The organism is Aeromicrobium wangtongii, assembly GCF_024584515.1.
Lineage (GTDB): Bacteria > Actinomycetota > Actinomycetes > Propionibacteriales > Nocardioidaceae > Aeromicrobium > Aeromicrobium wangtongii.
Genome location: NZ_CP102173.1, coordinates 1,882,235 through 1,902,888 on the forward strand (window position 1 = coordinate 1,882,235; position 20,654 = coordinate 1,902,888).

Below are 20,654 nucleotides of genomic sequence, written 5' to 3' on the forward strand. Positions count from 1 at the left end.
CCTGCCGCCCTGCGCCACCGGCCGTAGGGTCGGGCTCATGGCGCTCACCGGCATCCGCACCTGGCTCGCGGTCCTCGTACCGCCGATCGTCATCGCGCTGGTCGGCCTGACCCATCCGGCCCACCTCACCCAGGACGCGTCCGCCCGCTGGCGCGACCTGCACATCGTGCTGCTGCCCCTGTTCCCGCTGCTGGCGGTGGGGCCGTGGCTCGTCGCGCGCTCGGTGGAGCCGCTGTACGGATGGATCACGCTGGTCCTGGGGTACGTGTACGCCTGCTTCTACTCAGCGCTGGACATCTTGGCCGGCATCGCCGCCGGTGCCCTCAAGCACGACCGGGAGGGCGGGCTGGGCACCGTGTTCGGGTATGCCTCCGACCTGGGCCAGATCGGCTCGATCGCCTACCTGGGCGCCACCGCCGCAGCGGCCGGCTGCGTCCTGCGGGTCGCCGGGGCCAGGGCACTGCCAGGAGCGCTGGTCAGCCTCGGTGGGGCGTACGGGTTCATGGAGAACCACGTCTACCCGCCGTGGGGTGTCGTCTCGATGCTGGCCGTCGCCGCCGGGTGGGCGTGGATGCTGGTTGCGGTGCGCCTCAGACCGGCAGGAGCCGGGTGACGAACCGGGTGAGCTGGTCGACGTTGCTGCACTGGTGCATCTCGACGACCTCGGCATAGGCGGGAGCGACCGAGTCGCCGAGACCCCAGCGCATCGTGGCCTCCGGGTTGAGCCAGAACGTGCGTCGCGCCCGCTGGTTGATCTCGTGCAGGGCCGCCAGATTGGGGTCCTGGTTGTTGTTGCGGGCGTCACCGAGGATCAGCACGGCGGTCCGCGGCCCGATCGCCGTCATGAAGTCAGCGCGGAAGTCCGCGAACGCCTCGCCGTAGTCGCTGCTGGTGTGCCACTTGGTGATCCGCGCCTCCTGCGCGATGCGCGCCGCGAGATCGGCCTGGCCGGACTGCGCGGCGGACTCCTTGACCAGATCGGTCACCTCGGCCATCGCGTTGACGAAGGCGAACACACGGATCTTGCTGAACTGACCGCTGAGCGCCTGCACGAGGTGCATCGTGAAGCTGGAGAACCCGGCCACGGACCCCGAGACGTCGCACAGGAGCACGAGCTCCGGCCGGGCCGGATGGGGCTTGGCGTACGCCGGGTGCATCGGCACGCCGCCGGTCGACATCGAACGGCGCAGGGTGCGGCGGATGTCGATGCGTCCACGATTGTTCTTGCGCCGCCGGGCGGCCAGGCGGGTCGCCAGCTTGCGCGACAGCGGCTGCACCGTGCGGGCCAGCTCCTCCAGCTGCTGCTTGTTGGCGCTGAGGAAGTCGATGCGGTCGGTGCCGGACCGGACGGCGTGGCGGGTCACGGTGTCGCGTCCGCGCAGCTCGGCGGTGCGACGCCGGGCCTCGCCGGCGACCCGCTCGCGGAACCGGTCGATGTTGCGGCGGATCTCGTCGCGCTCGATCCGGTCGGTGAAGGCGGACTCGGCCGACCCGGCGCTCGGCGCGCCCGACGACTGCCCCGAGCCCTGGCTCCCCCCACCGCCGCCCTGCCCCCGCTGCTGCATCGCCTGCACGAGCAGCGTCTGCGGTCGAAGCCGGTCCAGCGTCAGGTACGCCGAGAACCCGTTGCTGGCGGTCCCCTCGGTGCCGACCCGGCCGAGGAGGTCGACCGCGATGTCGGCCAGCTGGTCCAGCGCGCGGGCGTCGTTGCCGGCCAGCGCCGCGGCCAGCTGCTCGCGCAGGTCGTCGACGTCGAAGTCCTCGTCGACGTCCAGTGCCGCCTGGGGCGTACCGACCCCGGCGGGGAAGTAGATGTCGAAGGCCATGTCGAAGACCTCGCGCTGCCCGCCGCGACGCACGAGCGCGGCGGCGAGCCCTTCACGCAGCTGGTGGCGGTCGGACATGCCCAGCACCTCGATGACAGCAGCGGCGTCGACGGTCTCGCTGGTGCCCGCCGGGATGCCCTTGCTGCGCAGCGCCGCGACCAGCTCGACCAGGCGACCCGCCAGGTCCTGCGACGCCGGGCGGGGCGGCGTCGCGGACCGGGCCGGGTCGGCGCTCACTGGCGCAGCACCTCGTCGAGGTTCAGGCGGGCCCGGGCCTTCTCCAGATCGTCCTGGTGCTTGAGGATCACGCCGAGGCTGTCGCGGACGATCTCGTCGTCCAGGGTGTCGGCGCCGAGGGCCACCAGGGTGCGGGCCCAGTCGATCGACTCCGAGACCGAGGGGGCCTTGCGCAGCGGCATCGCCCGCAGCGCGTTGATGACCCGCACGAGCGACTCACCGAGCGTCCCGTCCAGCCCTGGCACCGTGAGCCGGACGATGTCCTCCTCGAGCGCGGCGTCGGGGAAGTCGATGTGCAGGAACAGGCAGCGGCGGCGCAGCGCCTCCGAGAGCTCGCGGGTGGCATTGGAGGTCAGCACGACGAAGGGCCGGTGCTTCGCGCTGATCGTGCCGAGCTCGGGGACGGTCACCTGGAACTCGCCCAGGACCTCCAGCAGCAGGCCCTCGATCTCCACGTCGGCCTTGTCGGTCTCGTCGATCAGCAGGACCGTGGGGTTCTCGTTGCGGATCGCGGTGAGCAGCGGGCGGGGGAGGAGGAACTCCTCGGAGAAGATGTCGTCACGGGCCTCGTCCCAGGTCTCTCCTTGACCGGCCGTGATGCGCAACAGCTGCTTGGCGTGGTTCCACTCGTACAGCGCACGCGCCTCGTCGACGCCCTCGTAGCACTGCAGCCGCACCAGGTCCGCGCCGCAGGCCCGGGCCACGGCACTGGACAGCGCCGTCTTGCCGACGCCCGCCGGACCCTCGACCAGCAGCGGCTTGCCGAGCTCGCTGGCCAGGTACACGGTGGTGGCGATCGCGTCCGACGCGAGGTAGCCCTCGGCTGCGAGCTTGGTCTTGACGTCGTCGATCGAGTCGAACGGCATGGTGCGCATGCCTACGATGATGCCGTGGCCCTCATCGAGATCGTGCGTGAGGTGCGTCTCACGCCCGCGGACGCCTGGGCGCGCCTGACGGACTGGGACCGGCACGGCGACTTCGTGCCCTTGACCAGCATCGTGCAGACGCCGACCGGCTTCGATGCCTTCACCGGGGTGGGCCCGATCGGCTTCCACGACCCGATGGACGTCGTGCAGTGGGACGAGCCGTCCTTCTGCCGGCTCGAGAAGCGCGGCCGGGTCGTCACCGGCTGGGCCGAGCTGCGGGTCGACCCGGCTCCCGCGGGCAGCCGAGTCAGCTGGCGCGAGGACATCCACGTCCGCGGCACGCCGAGCCTCCTCGACGGCTTGACCCGCGCGTCCAGCCGCGCCCTGTTCTCCCGCGTCATCGACGGCCTCCTCGCCCCCGCCCCTTGAGCCCGTCGACCCTTGAGCTTGTCGAAACGCCCCCGCTCCTTGAGCCCGTCGAAAGGACCCCCGCTCCTTGAGCCCCCCGCTCCTTGAGCTTGTCGAAAGGACCCCGGCCCGTAGCATCGCCCTATGGCCTACGCACCCGAGACCGAAGCCCTCGAGATCTGCCGCGACCTGATCCGGATCGACACCAGCAACTTCGGTGACGACTCGGGACCGGGGGAGCGCAAGGCGGCCGAGTACGTCGCCGGCTCGCTGGCTGAAGTCGGCATCGAGTCACAGATCTTCGAGTCGGAGCCGGGCCGGGCCAGCGTCGTCGCCCGCTGGGGCAACCAGGACTCGCCGAAGCCGGGCCTGCTGATCCACGGGCACCTGGACGTCGTGCCGGCCCAGGCCGCCGACTGGAGCGTCGACCCGTTCGCCGCCGAGGTCATCGACGGCTACCTGTTCGGCCGCGGCGCGGTCGACATGAAGGACTTCGACGCGATGCTGCTGTCGGTGGTGCGGGCCCGCCAGCGCGCCGGCGCGATCCCCGACCGTCCGATCACGCTGGTGTTCACCGCGGACGAGGAGGCCGGCGGCCCGTTGGGTGCCCACTGGCTGGTCGAGCACCATCGGGAGCTGTTCGAGGGCTGCACCGAGGCCATCGGCGAGGTCGGGGGGTTCTCCACCGAGGTCGGTGGCCAGCGCCTGTACCTGATCGAGACCGGCGAGAAGGGCATCGCCTGGATGCGGCTGCGCGCCCGCGGGACCGCGGGGCACGGCTCGATGGGCAACAGCGACAACGCCGTGACGCACCTGGCCCGCGGCCTGCTGGCGCTGGGGGAGCACGAGTGGCCGGCCGAGCCCGGCCCGTCGATGCAGCTGCTGATGGCGAAGGTCCGCGAGCTGACCGGCTCGGACGGCACGCCCGACGAGCTGCTGGAGCACTTCGGCCCTGCCGTGCGGATGATCGGCGCGGGCATGCGCAACACGACCAACGCGACGATGCTGCAGGCCGGCTACAAGCACAACGTCATCCCCGGCGAGGCGCTGGCCTATGTCGACGGCCGCTACCTGCCCGGGCACGGCGACAGCTTCGTGCCGACGGTTCAGCAGATCGTGGGCGACGCCATCACGGTCGAGCCGTACATCTCCCAGGACGCGCTCGAGTACGCCTTCGAGGGCGACCTGGTCGACAAGATGACGATCGCGCTGCACTCGCAGGACCCCGGAGCCCACATCGCGCCGTTCCTGATGTCCGGCGGCACCGATGCGAAGGCGTGGCAGAAGCTGGGCATCACGTCCTACGGCTTCGTGCCGCTGCGCCTGCCGGCCGACCTGGACTTCACGGCGCTGTTCCACGGCGTCGACGAGCGTGTCCCCGTCGAGTCCCTGGAGTTCGGCGCAAAGGTATTCGACAACCTCCTCAGCCTCCTCTGACCCCACCGCTGACGCGTGGGTTGCGCACGCTGACGCGTGGGTTACGCACCCTGACGCGTGGGTTACGCACCCTGACGCGTGGGTTGCGCACGCTGACGCGTGGGTTGCGCCCGCTGACGCGTGGGTTACGCACCCTGACGCGTGGGTTGCGCACGCTGACGCGTGGGTTGCGCACGCTGGCGTAACCCACGCGTCACAGGCCGGGGCTCACTCGACGAAGTCGGGATCCCCGCTCACCATCGGGACGACGCCGTTGCCAGATGTCCGCGAGACAGACACTGCCGCGCGATCGTCCACCGAGAGCCGCAGGATGTCACCGCGTGCGTAGTGGCCATTGGAGTCGACGAACATCTTGACACCGGTGATGTCCTCCAGATCGATGGTCGCGTACAGGATCTTCTCCTCGAGGCCGGTGTGCGGCCCGGCCAGGTACGGCGTCATCGGGTGGATGATCGCCGACCAGCCGCCGCCGGTGGTGAGAAACTCCTGCGGCCCGAGCGCCGCCTCCAGCACGTCGAGCACCTGCTGGTTGACAGGGTTCTGAGCGACGACGACGAAGCTCTGCGACGTGAGGGCGTGATTGCGCGTCATGGCCTCGACCTGGTCGTCGAAGGTGTCGCTGAACCCTGCCAGCGTCGACAGTCCGGGCCACGACGAGGCGTGGATCTGCTCGCCGAGACCGACCAGCGCCTGGCGGGCCAGGTTCATCGTGTGCTCCCAGCAGATCAGCCCACCCAGGCGACCGACCTTGGTGTCGAACACGTTGAGTGTCGAGCCGTCGCCCTGTGCCCACAGGGTGCGCTCGGCGAACGTCAGCTGCAGCTTGCGGTGGCGCCCGATGATGTTGCCGCGCTCGTCGATGAAGACCTGGGCGTTGTACAGGCTCCCGCCCTCACGCTCGTTGATGCCGAGCACGACCATGGTCTCTGCCCGGCGCGCAGCCTCTTGGACCGGACGCAGGCTGGCGGCGTCCGACATGTCGATCGAGGTGTTGGCGTACCTGGCGTGCATGGGCACCTGCACGAGTGGTGCATAGCAGTTGATCCAGTACGGAAACCCGGGGACGAAGACTTCGGGGAACACGATCAGGTCGGCGCCTTGCTCGCCGGCCTCGATGATCAGGCCGCAGGCCTTCTCGATGGTGCGGTCCACGTCCAGGTACTCGGGCGCCGCGTGCACGGCGGCCACGGTGATGGGGGCCATTGTTCGTCCTCTCGAGGCGGTGGCCAGGTCGTCGCATCTCGGCGGCAGTCCTGGTTGTCCGAGGAGCCTAAATGTCTGACCTTTGTTCGTCAAGCGGAATTGCAGACCAAAACCCACGCCTCATGCGCAACCCACGCGTCAGCGTGCGGAACCCACGCGTCAGCATGCGGAACCCACGCGTCAGCATGCGGAACCCACGCGTCAGCATGCGGAACCCACGCGTCAGCGTGCGGAACCCACGCGTCAGCGTGCGGAACCCACGCGTCAGCGTGCGGAACCCACGCGTCAGCGGATGGGGTGGGGTGGCGTGGGTCAGAGGGTGCTGCGCATGCGGATGATCTTGCGGCGCAGCGTGACGGTGCGCTGGCCGGAGCCGTCCTTGCGCAGCCGGTCGAGCTCCCACCCCTGGTACTCCGCGGCATCGGTCAGCATCCGGCACACCGCCGAGCGCGACTTCGTGCGGTCGATCGTGAGATTCCAGAACTCGTACTCGATCATCGACTCGCCTCTCACCGTGCGGCCTGCGACACGTCGTCGAGCGCCTGGACGATCTCCGGCGGCAGCGTCAGGTCCTCCGAGGCCAGGTTCTCCTGCAGCTGGATGGTCGTGCGAGCGCCGACGATCGCGGCCGCCACCTGCGGCCGCTCGACCAGCCAGGCCAGCGCGACATGCGCGATCGTCACGCCGAGGCCCTCCGACGCACGGGCCAGCGCCTCGACCACGGCGGCCTTGCCGGGCGTCAGGTACGCCCCGACGAACTCCTCCCAGGCCGGCGACGCGGCGCGGGAGTCCGACGGGACGCCGCCGCGGTACTTGCCGCTGAGCACCCCACGGCCCAACGGCGACCAGGCCAGCAGCCCCATGCCGAGGTGGCCGGCGGCCGGAACCACCTCGTCCTCGGGGTCGCGGTTGACCAGCGAGTACTCGACCTGGTTGCTGATCAGCCCGACGCCCTCGGGCCGGCCGGCGAGCCAGGTGTGGGCGATGCCGGTCTGCCACCCGGTGAAGTTCGAGATGCCGACGTACCGCGTCCGCCCGGTGCGCACCGCGTGCTCCAGCGCGGCCAGCGTCTCCTCCAGCGGGACGTCCGGGTCGGGGGTGTGGATCTGCCACAGATCGAGGTGGTCGGTGCCCAGCTGGCTCAGCGAGAGGTCGAGCTGGTCCAGCAGGGTGCGGCGCGAGCCGTCCTTGACGACCTGACCGCGGCGCCGGACGAAGCCGGCCTTGCCCGCGAGCACGATGTCGTCGCGCACCCCGGTCTTGCCCAGCAGGCCGCCGAGCAGCTCCTCGCAGGCACCGTCGCCATAGATCGGCGCGGTGTCGATCAAGGTTCCGCCGGCGTCCAGGAAGGTGGTCAGCTGGTCATTGGCCTCGTACGAGTCGACGGCCGTTCCCCAGGTCATGGTGCCGAGCCCGAGCCGCGAGACCGTCAATCCGGAGCGTCCGACGCGGCGATAGTCCATGCGGCAAGGCTAGTCCTGGCGGGGCAACGGCACCGGTAGGCTCGCGCGGTGGACTTCTTCCGTGCCGTCGTTCTGGGCGTGCTCCAAGGCCTGACCGAGTTCCTGCCGATCTCCAGCAGCGCCCACCTGGCCATCTTCCCGAAGTTCTTCGGCTGGGACGATCCGGGCGCGGCGTACACGGCGGTGGTCCAGATCGGGACCGAGCTCGCGGTGCTGCTGTACTTCTGGCGCGACATCTGGACGATCGGGTCAGGATGGGTGCGCGGCGTGTTCTCCCGTGAGGCCCGCAGCGAGCCGGAGTGGCGCATGGGCTGGTTCATCATCATCGGCTCGCTGCCCATCGTGGCGCTGGGTCTGCTGCTGCAGGACGCGATCGACCGCGAGTTCCGCAATCTGTGGGTCATCGGCTCGACGTTGATCGTCCTGGGCATCGTGCTGGGCATCGCCGAGCGCATCGGCCGCAAGAGCCGGCCCATCGAGGACCTCACGATGAAGCACGCGATCCTGCTCGGCTTCGCCCAGGCCGGCGCGCTGGTGCCGGGTGTCTCCCGCTCCGGCGCCACGATCAGCATGGGCCTGATCCTCGGCTACGAGCGCGCCGCCGCGACCCGTTACGCCTTCCTGCTCGCGATTCCCGCGGTCGTCGGCGCCGGCATCTTCAAGCTCAAGGACATCGGCGGCGACAACACCTACGGTGTCGGGCCGACGATCGTGGGCACCGTGGTGTCGTTCGTCGTCGGCCTCGCCGTCATCCACTGGCTGCTGAAGTACGTCAGCACCCACTCCTACACACCGTTCGTGCTCTACCGCATCGGCCTGGGCGCGCTCGTGCTGATCCTGGTCGGGGCGGGCGTCATCACCGCCGGCACGACGGTCGGCTAGTCGCACGGCGGCTGCCGATATGCTCGGTGACCGCGTCATGCCCAGCCACGACACTGCACCTACGACGGACAGGACATCCATGTCGGCCTTTGACCGCGTCACCGAGACCTGGGGCGATCTGAAGTACATGAACCTCGCCCGCGCCAAGTACCTGCGCGAGCTGATCGTCACCAACGACATGCAGGACCTGCTCGAGCTGGGGTTCTACAAGGGCAAGAGCAGCGCCTACATGGCCGCCGTGCTCGAGGACCTGGGACGTGGCCACCTCACCACGATGGACCGGGGCAGCGCCCGGGGGCACGAGCCGGAGATCAACGAGGTCCTGACCACCGTGGGCCTCGAGCACCGTGTCACGCCGATCTTCGCGCACCGCTCCTTCACGTGGGAGCTGGGTCGCATGGTCGAGCAGAACCCCCGGCCGCAGTTCGACTTCTGCTATCTCGACGGCGGGCACACCTGGGACGTCACCGGGTTCGGCTTCCTGCTGGTCGACATGATGCTCAAGCCGGGCGGCATCATCTTGCTGGACGACCTCGACTGGTCGATCGCCGGCTCGCCGCAGGCCAAGACACCCGGCGGCCAGGCGACCTACCAGGCGTACTCGGACGACGAGAAGGCCGCGAAGGGCGTGCGGATGACGTTCGAGCACATCGCCGACCACCTGGGCTACGACGTCGAGGAGGTGCCCAAGTTCCAGTGGGGCATCGCCCGCAAGCGGGTGCCGAAGAAGGGCCTGTTCCGCCGGTAGTCCCTCAGGGCTGGACGTCCGGCAGCTCGGCCAGCAGGGCGTCCAGCACCCGGTCGGCGTCGGTGGCGCTGCGCTTGGCCAGGACGTGGAGTCGGCGCAGCTCGTCGAACCACTCGGCGTGCTCCGTGTTCTCGGTGCTCAGCTCGTCGACGAGGTCACCGTCCTCGTCCAGGATGCGCACGAACATCGGCAGGTCGCCGTCGCCGTCACGCGATCCCACCACGACCGAGGCCGAGGCCGCCGGGTGGACGAACACGTCGTTCTGGCCGGTCTCCTTCCACGCGATCTGCCGGGTCTGGGTCAATGCAGCGAGGCGCCGGACGATCAGCAGGATCTTCCCGAGCGAGATGTCATCGGGCACTGTCGCCTCCTGGATTCTTCGTGGTCGGGCCCGCGCTGGAGCCGCTCAGAGCCAGCCGGAACGCTTGAAGCGCCAGTAGATGAACCCGCTGAGCCCCGCGATGAACAGGATGCACGCGGCGTACCCGTACCTCCAGTCGAGCTCAGGCATGTGCTCGAAGTTCATGCCGTAGATTCCGGCGATCGCCGTCGGGACCGCGAAGATCGTGGCACCGGCGGTCAGCTTGCGCATGTCCTCGTTCTGCTGGACGCTCAGCTGCGCCAGGTGCGCCTGCAGGGCGTTGTCCAGCAGGTGGTCGATCGAGTCGATCGCCTCAGCGGCTCGGGACAGGTGGTCGGAGATGTCGCGGAAGTACGGTCGAGCCTCCTCCGGCGATGCTGACACCGCGAAGCGGTGGACCGGCTCGCGCAGGGGTTGGACCGCTCGGCGGAACTCCAGCGTCTCGCGCTTGAGCCGGTAGATGCGGGAGGAGTCGTTGGACCGGTCAGCCGAAAAGACCGAGGTCTCGACCTCCTGGACGTCGGTCTCCAGCTCCGCGGCGACGTCCTCGTAGTGATCGACGATCTTGTCGACCACCGAGTACAGCGCTGCGGTGGGGCCGTGGGCCAGCTCCTCGATCAGCTTCTCGGCGGCCTTGCGGGCGTCCTTGAGCGACGGCCCGCCGTGGCGCACGGTGAGCAGGTACTTGGCCCCCAGGAAGATGTTGACCTCGTGGGTGCTGATGTCGTCATCGGTGTATGTCACGGTCCGGATCGACATGAACGTGTGGTCGGCGTACTGCTCGACCTTCGGACGCTGGTGGGCCTCCAGCGCATCCTCGACTGCGAGCGGGTGGAGGCGCAGGGCATCACCGACCCGCTTCATCTCCTCGGCCGTGGGATCGCTGATGCCGATCCACAGGAAGTCGTCGTCCCCCAGCGTCGCGAGCGCCGACTGCAACGACCCGTTGTCGTGTGCGGTCGTCTCTCGGAGTCCGTCGCGGTAGACGGCGCAGTCGATGATCACGTCCTCAGTGTCTCGCGCGGGGGGTGCCCGCGCCATCCGTCGACGTGCGTCGTGCGTCATGCCGTTACGCTCGACCCATGCGCAGCTGGTCGAGTCCTGAGATCCCGTCACTCGACGATCTCGGACTGGGCAGAGGTCCGGCCGTCACCGTCCACGACACGTCGTCAGCCGCGGCTGTGGCCCTCGATCCCGATGGGCACGCGCGGATGTACGTCTGCGGCATCACGCCGTACGACGCGACACACATGGGTCACGCGGCGACGTACCTGGCGTTCGACCTGCTGCAGCGCACGTGGCGCGACCGTGGCCTGGACGTCACCTACACGCAGAACGTGACCGACGTCGACGACCCGCTGCTGGAGCGCGCGACCGCGACCGGCGTCGACTGGGTCGAGCTGGCCGAGCGGGAGACGCAGCTGTTCCGCGAGGACATGACGGCGCTGCGCATCATCCCGCCCGCCCACTACATCGGTGCCGTCGAGTCCATCGACCTGGTCGTCGACCTGGTGCAGCGCCTGCAGGAGACCGACGCGGTCTACACCGTCGACGACGACCTGTACTTCGACGTCCACGCCGATCCGGGATTCGGTCTGGTCTCCGGCTTCGACGAGGCGACCATGCTCAAGATCTTCCCGGAGCGCGGGGGAGACCCGGACCGCCCCGGCAAGAAGCACCCGCTGGACTGCCTGCTGTGGCAGGCCGAGCGTCCCGGCGAGCCCGCCTGGGACACCCGGCTGGGCCGCGGCCGTCCCGGCTGGCACATCGAGTGCGCCGCGATCGCGCTGCACCACCTCGGCACCGCCTTCGACGTGCAGGGCGGCGGCTCCGACCTGGTGTTCCCGCACCACGAGATGTCCGCGTCCGAGGCGACCGTCGCCACCCACGAGCCCTTCGCCCGGGCCTACGTGCACGCCGGCATGGTCGGCTACGAGGGCGAGAAGATGTCCAAGTCCAAGGGCAACCTGGTCCTGGTCTCCAAGCTGCGTGCCGCCGGTCACGACCCGATGGCGATCCGGCTCGCCCTGCTCGCGCACCACTACCGCAGCGACTGGGAGTGGTTCGGCGACGAGATCGAGGCGGCCGAGGCACGTCTGGCCCGCTGGCGCGACGCGGTCACCCGGCTGTTGGCGCCGTCCGGCGAGGCGCTGCTCGCGCAGATCCGTGCCGCGATGACCAACGACCTGGACGCTCCGGCGGCCCTGGCCGCGATCGACGCGTGGGCCGCCGACGACACCGCGCAGGATCCGCAGGCCGGTCGCACGGCACGGACCGCGATCGACGCCCTGCTCGGCGTCGCACTCTGACGGCTCAGAAGCTGGGGCCGCGCCGGTTGCTCGTGGGCTGGGTGCGCTGACGGCCCAGCTCACCGCCGATCCGGCCGCCGTACGGGCGTCCGTGATCGGCGAACTCGTCGCGCACGTAGGTCAGCCGCCACGTGCCCAGCTCGATCCGCGCCCCTGTGCGCAGCGTCTGACGCGGTAGCTGCCTGCCGCCGACAGTGCTCAGGATGTGCTCGCTGCGGGCGACGAGGACGTACTCGTCCTCATCGGTGCAGATGACCTCCGCCTGCAGCTCGTCGGTGCCGGCCAGCTGCAGATCGCAGCCAGCAGCACTGCCGATGCTGATGCCGTCGGGGGTGAGGGGGAAGACCCCCACCGGCCACGGCATGAGCGGATCGGAGGTGTCCGACAGGTAGAGCCGGGGATGGCCGCCGCCCTCCGGGTCATGCGTCGTGGTGACGACGCGCGGCGGGTCGGCCATCGACGGCAGCGGCGGCCACGGAGTGCCCGGCGGCAGGCCGGGTGCGTCGAGCCGGGTCCGGCGACTGGTCGGACGCAGCCGGGCGCGGGCAGCCTCGGCAGCGCGCCACCAGCTGCCGACCCGCATGTGCGGCGAACGGGTCACGAGCCGGTTCAGCACCGTGGACTCGACCGCACCCAGGCTCACGATGAGCCCGTCGGGACCGGAGATGTCCACCACCAGCCCCAGCTGGGCCAGCTGTCTGGCGATCTCGCGCACCGCGCCCCGGGAGGGCTGGCCGACCAGCGACAGCAGATCATCGCTGTGGATCCGCACGTGGTTTCCCGACGCGGTGACCGTGGCGTGGACGTGCGCGGCCGGGTACCCCGGGCTGGCGGGCACGTCGATGTCGATCGCCAGGTCGGCTGCAAGGTGCAGCGCCGCAGGCACGACTACACCTGATCGTGGTCGGTGAGCCCCGCGTCGCTGGTCGTGACCCGCAGCGTCCCGTTGACCTTCCAGGTGGCCCGCGGTGACTCGGGTCCGGTGTCGCGTGGCACCTCGACCGCCATGTCGACGAACTCGTAGTTGACCGCGGCCCCCTTGCCGGTCAGATAGCTCCACATCTCGCGGCCCAGGTCCGCCCAGTCGTTGACCGGCTGGATGGTCGGTGGTGTCGCGTCGTCGTGAGTTGTCATCGCTACTCCTCGAGGAACACGGGCGAGGTGTGCCGTCCGATACTTCGAGCGTCTCACCGAAATCACCGCGCGCAAACTCCAAATCGCGTGAGCGACTACTCCGGGTCGACGTTGCGGCGGCGCAGGTAGCGCTCGAACTCCTTGGCGATGGCGTCCCCGGATGCCTCCGGCAGCTCGCTGGTGTCACGCTCGTTCTCGAGGGCCTCCACGTACTCGGCGATCTCCGGGTCGTGGGAGGTCAGGTCCTCGGCCCCGCGCTGCCACGCCTCGCTCATCTCCACCAGGACACCCTGCGGCAACGGTGCGCCGATGGCGTCCTCGAGGGCGCCGAGCAGTGCAAGGGTCGCCTTCGGGCACGGCGGCTCGGCCAGGTAGTGCGGCACGGCGGCCCACAGCGACGCCGCTGCGATGCCCTCCTGCGAAGCCATCTCGCCCAGGACGGAGGTGATGCCGATCGGCCCGTTGTAGGTCGAGGGCTGCATCGACATCCGATCGATCATCACCGGATCGCTCGTCGAGCCGGTGACCGGCACGGGACGCGTGTGCGGGGAGTCGGCCAGCAACGCGCCGAGCGTCACCAGCTCGGTGACGCCGGCGAGCTTCGCGACGCCGAGCACCGTCGAGCAGAACGCCTTCCAGTGGAAGTTCGGCTCCGGGGCCCGCAGCAGGAGGACGTCACGGTCCAGCCGGGGCGGACGCGCGTGGTAGATCTGCGGCGACGGCCACAAGATCACCCGGCTGCCGTCATCGGTGGTGCGCACCTGGGGCCGGTGCACCTGGAAGTCGTAGTAGTCCTCCGGGTCGAGCTCGATCAGCAGCTCGGCATCCCACTCGTCGATCAGGTGGTCGACCACCCCGGACGCGGCGTCCGCGGCGTCGTTCCACCCCTCGAACGCAGCGACCATCCACGGATCGCGCAGCGGTGGGATGTCAGGAGTGGACGTCACCGGTCCAGCCTATCCGCCCGCGCGGCGGGCAGCGGCGGGCGACACGGGAGAGGCGGTGGGTCCGGCGTCAGGGAATGTACTGACCGATCCAGCGGCAGGTGCTGCCCGTCCGCACGCCTTGCACGCGCAGCGTCCCGGTACGGCCGGTGGCCCGGTCGGAGATCTGCAGATCGGCCCAGATCTTCGCCGCCGGGAGGCTGATCGGGACCCCCGCCGCCCCCGTGACGCTCAGCGATCTGGGCGCATCATCGTTGATCCCGTAGGTGCCGGCGGCCATCAGCCCGTTGGGATCGGCACTGTCGATGTCGACCTGGGTGAAGACCTGACTGGCGCTGCAGTACAGGTAGAGCTTGCCGAAGGGCACCCGAACGGTGGTCTGGCCGCCGGCCTCCAAGGACGTGTCGAAGCTGGTGGAGCCGGGCCCGCGGGGACCGGCCGGTCCTTGGGGACCGGTGCCCCCGCGCAGCGAGCGGGTCGTGCTGCGGGCCAGGTCGCCGGTGCGGATGGTCTTGTCCTTGATCTTTGCCGAGGTCACGGCATTGCTCTTGAGCTGTTTGGTGCCGATCTTGACCGCGGCGTAGGCCGAGCCCGCGCTGGTCGCGACGATGAGGGCCAGCACCGCGATGAACAGCGCAGCAGGGCTCATCGCCCGGGTGAGTCGAGACATGGTTTCTCCGTGGGATCACAGCCGAAACCGGGTGTCCCGGCATCTCGTCAGCGTAGGGAGCGATGCGCGGCAAGGGAACACCTGACCGGGCGACGGGTCAGGTGCACCGGGTCACTCGTTCTCGGTGCGGTAGCCCAGGTTCGGCGAGAGCCACTTCTCCGCCTCGTCCAACGTCCAGCCCTTGCGGCGGGCGTAGTCCTCGACCTGGTCACGGCCGATGCGCCCGAGCACGAAGTACTGCGACTGCGGGTGGGAGAAGTACAGTCCGCTGACCGACGCGCCGGGCCACATCGCCATGCTCTCGGTCAGCTCGATGCCGGTGTTGGCCTCGACGTCCAGCAGCTCCCAGATGGTCTGCTTCTCGGTGTGCTCGGGGCAGGCCGGGTAGCCGGGCGCCGGACGGATGCCCTCGTACTTCTCCTTGATGAGGTCCTCGTTGCTGAGCGCCTCGTGGGGAGCGTGGGCCCAGAACTCCTTGCGCACCCGTTCGTGCATGCGCTCGGCGAAGGCCTCGGCCAGCCGGTCGGCCAGCGACTCCAGCAGGATCGCGTTGTAGTCGTCGAGGTTCTTCTTGAACTCGGCGATCTTCTCGCCGATGTTCACGCCCGCCGTGACCGCGAAGGCGCCGACGTAGTCGCGCAGGCCGGTCTCCTTCGGGGCGACGAAGTCGGCCAGCGACTTGCGCGCCGAGCCCTCACGGCCCTCGCCCTGCTGACGCAGCTGGTGCAGCGTCGTCAGGACCGTCGAGCGCGACTCGTCGGTGTAGACCTCGATGTCGTCACCCGGCACCTGGCTGGCGGGGAACAGGCCGAACACGCCGTTGGCGCGAATCCACTTCTGGTCGATCAGCTGGTCGAGCATCGCCTGGGCGTCCTCGTACAGCTTGCGGGCGGCCTCGCCGGTCGACGGGTTGTGCAGGATGTCGGGGAACTTGCCCTTCATCTCCCACGCGTTGAAGAACGGCTGCCAGTCGATGTACTCGCGCAGCTCGGCCAGCGGGTAGTCGGTGAAGGTCTTGACGAACTGCGTCGCCTCGCCGTGGCGGTGGTCGCAGTCCGGGCCCGTGCAGACGTCGCGGGCCTGCTGCAGGAGCATGCGGGGACGCGGCGGGTGGTAGTCGCTCCAGTCGATCGGGGTGGCCTTCTCCCGGGCCACGGCGATCGGCAGCAGGGACCGGGTGTCCTGGCGGGCGGCGTGACGCTCGCGCAGCGCCTCGTAGTCGGCGTTCGTGTCGGCCAGCAGCTTGGGGCGCTGCTCGTCGGACAGCAGGGCGGCGACGACTGGCACGGACCGCGATGCGTCCTTCACCCAGATCACGGGGCCGTGGTACTGCTGGGCCACCTTGACCGCGGTGTGGGCGCGGGACGTGGTCGCCCCGCCGATCATCAACGGGATGTCGAAGCCCTGGCGCTCCATCTCCTTGGCGAAGCTGACCATCTCGTCCAGCGAGGGCGTGATCAGCCCGGACAGGCCGATGACGTCGGCGCCCTCGGCCTTGGCGGCGTCGAGGATCTTCTGCGCGGGCACCATGACGCCGAGGTCGACCACGTCGTAGTTGTTGCACTGCAGCACGACGCCGACGATGTTCTTGCCGATGTCGTGCACATCGCCCTTGACCGTGGCCATGACGACCTTGCCGTTGCTGCGCTCGACGTCGCCGGGCTGCTTCTCGGCCTCGATGAACGGGATCAGGTAGGCGACGGCCTTCTTCATGACACGGGCCGACTTCACGACCTGGGGCAGGAACATCTTGCCCTCGCCGAACAGGTCGCCGACGACGTTCATGCCGTCCATCAGCGGGCCCTCGATGACCTCGATCGGGCGTCCGCCGCGGGCGCTGATCTCGGCGCGCAGCTCCTCGGTGTCGGACTCGGCGAACTCGTCGATGCCCTTCACCAGCGCGTGGGTGATCCGCTCGCCGACGGGCAGCGAGCGCCACTCCTCGGTCGCGACCTCCTTGACCGAGCCGTCACCGGCGAAGTCCGCGGCGATCTCGAGCAGCCGCTCGGTGCTGTCGGGGCGACGGTTGAGGATGACGTCCTCGATGCGGTCGCGCAGCAGCTCGGGGACCTCGTCGTAGACCTCGAGGGCGCCGGCGTTGACGATTCCCATGTCCATGCCCGCGTTGATCGCGTGGAACAGGAAGACCGCGTGGATCGCCTCGCGTACCGGGTTGTTGCCACGGAACGAGAACGACACGTTCGAGACGCCGCCGGACACCAGCGCGCCGGGGAGATTCTGCTTGATCCACCGGGTGGCCTCGATGAAGTCCAGCCCGTAGTTGGCGTGCTCCTCGATGCCGGTGGCCACGGCGAAGACGTTGGGATCGAAGATGATGTCCTCGGCCGGGAAGCCGACCTCGTTCACGAGGATGTCGTAGGCCCGCTGACAGATCTGCTTGCGGCGCTCGAGGTTGTCGGCCTGGCCGTCCTCGTCGAAGGCCATGACCACGACGGCGGCGCCGTACTTGCGGCACAGCCGCGCCTCGCGGATGAACTTCTCCTCGCCCTCCTTCATGGAGATGGAGTTGACGATCGACTTGCCCTGGACGCACTTGAGCCCGGCCTCGATGACCTCCCACTTGGAGGAGTCGATCATCGTGGGAACCCGGCAGATGTCCGGCTCGGTCGCGACGAGCTTCAAGAAGCGATCCATCGCCTCGACGCCGTCGATCATGCCCTCATCCATGTTGACGTCGATGACCTGGGCGCCGGCCTCGACCTGCTGGCGCGCCACGGCGAGCGCCGTCGTGTAGTCGCCGGCCTTGATGAGGTTGCGGAAGCGGGCCGAACCGGTGATGTTGGTGCGCTCACCGACGTTGACGAACAAGGTGTCCTCGACGACCGTGACCGGCTCCAGACCGGACAGCCGCAGGGCGGGGGAGGTCTCGGTGGGGACGCGGGGCGTCTTGTCGGCGACGTCGCGTGCGATGGCGGCGATGTGCGCCGGGGTCGTGCCGCAGCAGCCACCGACCATGTTGACGAAACCGGCCTCGGCGAACTCCGCGACGATCGCGGCGGTCTGGTCCGGCTCCTCGTCGTACTCGCCGAAGGCATTGGGCAGACCGGCGTTGGGGTAGCAGGACACGAAGGTGTCGGCGACGCGGGACATCTCGGCGATGTAGGGGCGCATCTCCTTCGCGCCCAGGGCACAGTTCAGGCCGACCAGCAGCGGCTTGGCGTGCCGGATGGAGTGCCAGAAGGCCTCGGTGACCTGCCCGGACAGCGTGCGGCCGGACGCATCCGTGATGGTGCCGGAGATGACCACGGGCCAGCGGCGGCCCTGCTCCTCGAACACGGTCTCGACGGCGAAGATGGCGGCCTTGGCGTTGAGGGTGTCGAAGATCGTCTCGATGAAGATGACGTCGGCGCCGCCCTCCAGCAGCGCGAGCGTCGCGACCTTGTAGGCCTCGACGAGCTCGTCATAGGTGACGTTGCGGGCGCCCGGATCGTTGACGTCGGGGGAGATCGACGCGGTACGGCTCGTGGGGCCGAGGGCGCCGGCGACGTAGCGGGGCCTCTCGGGCGTGCGCTCGGTCATGGCGTCGCACTCGCGGCGGGCCAGCCGGGCCGACTCGAAGTTGAGCTCGTACGCCAGGTCCTGCATGCCGTAGTCGGACAGCGAGATCGAGTTCGCGTTGAACGTGTTGGTCTCGATCATGTCGGCGCCGGCCTCGAGGTACTCGCGGTGGATCCCGGCGATGATCTCGGGCTGCGTCAGCGTCAGCAGGTCGTTGTTGCCCTGGACGTCGGACGGCCAGTCCTTGAACCGTTCGCCGCGGTAGCCGGCCTCGTCGGGACGGTCACGCTGGATCGCCGTTCCCATGGCACCGTCCAGCACCAGGATCCGGCTCCTGAGGAGCTCGGTCAGCGCTTCGGTCGCGTCGGGGCGAAGATCAGGGGCGTGGGACACAAGCATTCCTCGAGGTGCGATGGGCGAAGGAGTGCTGGGGGGCTCCAGCCGGCGGCGGGCTCGCCTGGGCCTTCGGGAGCTCCCGAACTACGACCTCCATTGTCGCATGATCGGCAATCCCGCGGCGGAACGCCGACCACGGCGTGGACAGCACCCTCGCAGGGAGGGCCTCGCCGCTCCACTACCGTGGGCGCGTGACCTCCTATGCCGCCGTCCTGTGGGACCTCGATGGCACGATCGTCGACACCGAGCCGCTGTGGATGGCTGCCGAGCACGCGCTGGCGGAGCGGCACGGCAAGATCTGGACCGAGGAGGACGCCCTCGAGCTGGTCGGCAACTCGCTGATCGTCTCCGGCGAGTACATCCGGACCAAGCTCGAGATCGACATGACCGCAGAGGCGATCGTCGAGTACCTGGTCGACAGCCTGGTGGCATCGCTGCGCGAGCACATCGACTGGCGTCCCGGAGCCCGCGAGCTGATCGCGGCGCTCGCGGCCGAAGGTGTGCCGCAGGCCCTGGTCACGATGTCGTACACGGCGATCGCCGAGCCGATCGCTGCGGCGCTGCCGTTCGCGGCCGTCGTCACCGGCGACACCGTCTCCCGGCCCAAGCCGTACCCGGACCCGTACCTGCTCGCCGCCGAGAAGCTCGGTGTCGACGCCTCGGACTGCCTGGCGATCGAGGACTCGCGCACCGGCGCCGCCTCCGCCACCGCCGCGGGCTGCGACGTCCTCGTCGTGCCGCACTTCGTCACCGTGCCCGAGGCCGAGCGCCGGGTGTTGCTCCCGACCCTGGCCGGCCTCACCCCCGGCCACCTCGACTCCCTCTTCGCAACCGCCCCCTGAGCCCAACCGCCCTTGAGCTTGTCGAAAGGGAAACGCCCCTTGAGCCTGTCGAAAGGGGACGCCCCTTGAGCTTGTCGAAAGGGGAACGCCCCTTGAGCTTGTCGAAAGGGCCTCCTGTGGACACAGCACATCCCGATCCGCCAATTCGCGGTGCCATGTCTCATGGCCTGGGTCTACATCCTCGAATGCTCGGACGGTTCCTACTACGTGGGTTCGACCCGCAACATGGAGTCCCGTCTGTGGCAGCACCAGGAAGGCCGCGGCGGTGCGTACACCAGCCAGCGGCTTCCCGTCAGACTCGTCTACGCGTGCGAGTTCGCCCGCGTTGCGGACGCCTGGGGCGTGGAGCGCAAGCTGCACGGCTGGTCACGGGCCAAACGAGAGGCACTGATCCGCGGGGACTTCGCGGCGCTTCCCAATCTGTCCCGCAACCGGGAGGCTCGAGGGCCGCGCGAGCAGGATGAGTAGGGCCCTTTCGACAGGCTCAAGGGGCGTTCCCTTTCGACAGGCTCAAGGGGCGTTCCCTTTCGACAGGCTCAAGGGGCGGGGTGGCTCAAGGGACGAGGGGTGGGGGAGTGCCGCCGAACTCGGGGCACAGCGCCTGGTGGGCGCACCAGCGGCACAGCCCGCTCCTGCGGGGCGGGAAGTCGCCCAGCTCGATGGCCCGCTCGATCGCCGCCCACAGCGCCAGCAGCTTCTTCTCGGTCGCCAGCAGATCGCTCGTCGTCGGCTCGTACCGCAGGAACGACCCGTCACCCAGGTACATCAGCTGCAGCAGGGCCGGTACGACGCCGCGGGTGCGCCAGATGACCAGCGCATAGAACCGCATCTGGAACATCGCCTTGTCCTCGTAGCGAGGGTCGGGCGCGCGTCCGGTCTTGTAGTCCACGACCCGGATGCGCCCGTCGGGTGCGATGTCGATGCGATCGACGATGCCACCGAACCGGACGCCCTCGCCGTGCTCGTAGGAGACCCGCTCCTCGCGAGCCGCGGGCTCCAGACGGCGCGGGTCCTCCATGGCGAAGTACGTCTCGAGCAAGGTGATGCACGAGGCCAGCCAAGCCGTCTCGTCCGCCGCCTGCTCAGGGGTGAACAGCTCGGCCAGGCGCGGCTCCGACGTGCGCAGCTTCTCCCACTGGCTGGGCAGCAGCTCGACCGCCCGATCGAGGGTGCGACCGGGCGCCGGGTCACCGAACAGCTCCTCCAGGACGGCGTGCACGAGCGTTCCGCGCACCATGGGCGGCTCGGCGGGCTCGGGCAGGCGGTCGATCGTGCGGAACCGGTACAGCAGCGGACAGTTCTGGAAGTCGCCCGCCCGGCTCGGCGACAGCGACCGGCGTGATGTCGAGGCAGCGGCCAGCTCGGTCATGGCGGGAACGCTAGTCGGCGCCACCGACACTGCCCGACAG

21 protein-coding genes are annotated in these 20,654 nt (G+C 69.4%); 8 read left to right on the forward strand and 13 right to left on the reverse strand.

The features are described 5' to 3' along the window. Window positions 1-37 precede the first annotated feature (37 nt). Window positions 38-613 carry a hypothetical protein gene (locus NQV15_RS09330; RefSeq protein WP_232399549.1) on the forward strand — a complete coding sequence of 192 codons (576 nt, stop codon included), beginning with the start codon at window positions 38-40 and terminating at the stop codon, window positions 611-613. Here NQV15_RS09330 and NQV15_RS09335 read toward each other — a convergent pair. Both NQV15_RS09335 and NQV15_RS09340 read right to left on the reverse strand, forming a co-directional pair. Continuing rightward, a complete protein-coding gene (locus NQV15_RS09335; RefSeq protein WP_232399550.1) occupies window positions 591-2,063 on the reverse strand; it encodes a vWA domain-containing protein in 1,473 nt (490 codons plus the stop codon). The two genes, NQV15_RS09330 and NQV15_RS09335, sit on opposite strands and share 23 nt — an antisense overlap. Further along, window positions 2,060-2,938, reverse strand: coding sequence for an AAA family ATPase (locus NQV15_RS09340; protein ID WP_232399551.1), 879 nt, complete (start codon window positions 2,936-2,938; stop codon window positions 2,060-2,062). Before NQV15_RS09340 ends, NQV15_RS09335 begins: the two co-directional genes overlap by 4 nt. A 15-nt stretch (window positions 2,939-2,953) precedes the next feature. On the opposite strand from NQV15_RS09340, the gene NQV15_RS09345 reads away from it, so the two are divergent. Next, a complete protein-coding gene (locus tag NQV15_RS09345) occupies window positions 2,954-3,358 on the forward strand; it encodes an SRPBCC family protein (protein WP_232399552.1) in 405 nt (134 codons plus the stop codon). A 123-nt stretch (window positions 3,359-3,481) separates the two neighbouring features. Next, complete coding sequence (locus NQV15_RS09350; protein ID WP_232399553.1) at window positions 3,482-4,774, forward strand: M20/M25/M40 family metallo-hydrolase; 1,293 nt, start codon at window positions 3,482-3,484, stop codon at window positions 4,772-4,774. Between the two features lie 207 nt (window positions 4,775-4,981). Here the strand turns inward: NQV15_RS09350 and NQV15_RS09355 are convergent, their stop codons facing one another. From NQV15_RS09355 to NQV15_RS09365, 3 genes are all read right to left on the reverse strand, one after another. Further along, a complete protein-coding gene (locus tag NQV15_RS09355) occupies window positions 4,982-5,977 on the reverse strand; it encodes a carbon-nitrogen hydrolase family protein (protein WP_232399554.1) in 996 nt (331 codons plus the stop codon). Between the two features lie 312 nt (window positions 5,978-6,289). Beyond that, window positions 6,290-6,475, reverse strand: a complete 186-nt coding sequence (locus tag NQV15_RS09360) for a DUF5703 family protein (protein WP_056610197.1) — start codon at window positions 6,473-6,475, stop codon at window positions 6,290-6,292. An 11-nt stretch (window positions 6,476-6,486) separates the two neighbouring features. Beyond that, window positions 6,487-7,440 carry an aldo/keto reductase gene (locus NQV15_RS09365; protein ID WP_232399555.1) on the reverse strand — a complete coding sequence of 318 codons (954 nt, stop codon included), beginning with the start codon at window positions 7,438-7,440 and terminating at the stop codon, window positions 6,487-6,489. Window positions 7,441-7,488: 48 nt separating this feature from the next. Between NQV15_RS09365 and NQV15_RS09370 the strand changes: the two genes are divergently transcribed. Continuing rightward, window positions 7,489-8,322 (forward strand): undecaprenyl-diphosphate phosphatase, encoded by an 834-nt coding sequence (locus NQV15_RS09370; protein ID WP_232399556.1) that lies wholly within the window; start codon window positions 7,489-7,491, stop codon window positions 8,320-8,322. A gap of 79 nt (window positions 8,323-8,401) precedes the next feature. Then, a complete protein-coding gene (locus NQV15_RS09375) occupies window positions 8,402-9,070 on the forward strand; it encodes a class I SAM-dependent methyltransferase (RefSeq protein ID WP_232399557.1) in 669 nt (222 codons plus the stop codon). 4 nt (window positions 9,071-9,074) lie between these two features. Here the strand turns inward: NQV15_RS09375 and NQV15_RS09380 are convergent, their stop codons facing one another. After that, window positions 9,075-9,431 carry a hypothetical protein gene (locus NQV15_RS09380; protein ID WP_232399558.1) on the reverse strand — a complete coding sequence of 119 codons (357 nt, stop codon included), beginning with the start codon at window positions 9,429-9,431 and terminating at the stop codon, window positions 9,075-9,077. A gap of 45 nt (window positions 9,432-9,476) precedes the next feature. Beyond that, on the reverse strand, window positions 9,477-10,436 hold the full coding sequence (gene corA / locus NQV15_RS09385; protein WP_232399559.1) for a magnesium/cobalt transporter CorA: 960 nt from the start codon (window positions 10,434-10,436) through the stop codon (window positions 9,477-9,479). Window positions 10,437-10,513: 77 nt separating this feature from the next. Here corA and mshC point away from each other — a divergent pair, with 77 nt between their 5' ends. Next, window positions 10,514-11,740 (forward strand): cysteine--1-D-myo-inosityl 2-amino-2-deoxy-alpha-D-glucopyranoside ligase, encoded by a 1,227-nt coding sequence (mshC, locus tag NQV15_RS09390; protein WP_232399560.1) that lies wholly within the window; start codon window positions 10,514-10,516, stop codon window positions 11,738-11,740. Window positions 11,741-11,744: 4 nt separating this feature from the next. Here the strand turns inward: mshC and NQV15_RS09395 are convergent, their stop codons facing one another. The 5 genes from NQV15_RS09395 to metH all read right to left on the reverse strand — a co-directional run bounded on the left by NQV15_RS09395 (window position 11,745) and on the right by metH (window position 18,400). Then, the gene (locus NQV15_RS09395) at window positions 11,745-12,626 is read right to left on the reverse strand and encodes an FHA domain-containing protein (RefSeq protein WP_232399561.1); all 882 of its coding nucleotides are present in this window, start codon (window positions 12,624-12,626) and stop codon (window positions 11,745-11,747) included. Window positions 12,627-12,628: 2 nt separating this feature from the next. Then, window positions 12,629-12,874 carry a hypothetical protein gene (locus NQV15_RS09400; protein WP_232399562.1) on the reverse strand — a complete coding sequence of 82 codons (246 nt, stop codon included), beginning with the start codon at window positions 12,872-12,874 and terminating at the stop codon, window positions 12,629-12,631. 95 nt (window positions 12,875-12,969) lie between these two features. Continuing rightward, window positions 12,970-13,821, reverse strand: a complete 852-nt coding sequence (locus tag NQV15_RS09405; protein WP_232399563.1) for a PAC2 family protein — start codon at window positions 13,819-13,821, stop codon at window positions 12,970-12,972. A gap of 67 nt (window positions 13,822-13,888) precedes the next feature. Beyond that, window positions 13,889-14,488 (reverse strand): hypothetical protein, encoded by a 600-nt coding sequence (locus NQV15_RS09410; RefSeq protein WP_232399564.1) that lies wholly within the window; start codon window positions 14,486-14,488, stop codon window positions 13,889-13,891. Window positions 14,489-14,599: 111 nt separating this feature from the next. Next, entirely contained in the window at window positions 14,600-18,400 is a 3,801-nt protein-coding gene (gene metH / locus NQV15_RS09415) for a methionine synthase (RefSeq protein WP_232399565.1), read from the reverse strand. A gap of 194 nt (window positions 18,401-18,594) precedes the next feature. Here metH and NQV15_RS09420 point away from each other — a divergent pair, with 194 nt between their 5' ends. Continuing rightward, window positions 18,595-19,245 carry an HAD family hydrolase gene (locus NQV15_RS09420; protein WP_232399566.1) on the forward strand — a complete coding sequence of 217 codons (651 nt, stop codon included), beginning with the start codon at window positions 18,595-18,597 and terminating at the stop codon, window positions 19,243-19,245. A gap of 162 nt (window positions 19,246-19,407) precedes the next feature. Further along, window positions 19,408-19,713, forward strand: a complete 306-nt coding sequence (locus NQV15_RS09425) for a GIY-YIG nuclease family protein (protein WP_232399567.1) — start codon at window positions 19,408-19,410, stop codon at window positions 19,711-19,713. Window positions 19,714-19,798: 85 nt separating this feature from the next. Here the strand turns inward: NQV15_RS09425 and NQV15_RS09430 are convergent, their stop codons facing one another. Beyond that, window positions 19,799-20,614: a RecB family exonuclease gene (locus NQV15_RS09430; protein WP_232399568.1), complete on the reverse strand. Its 816-nt coding sequence runs from the start codon at window positions 20,612-20,614 to the stop codon at window positions 19,799-19,801. Between the last annotated feature and the right edge of the window lie 40 nt (window positions 20,615-20,654).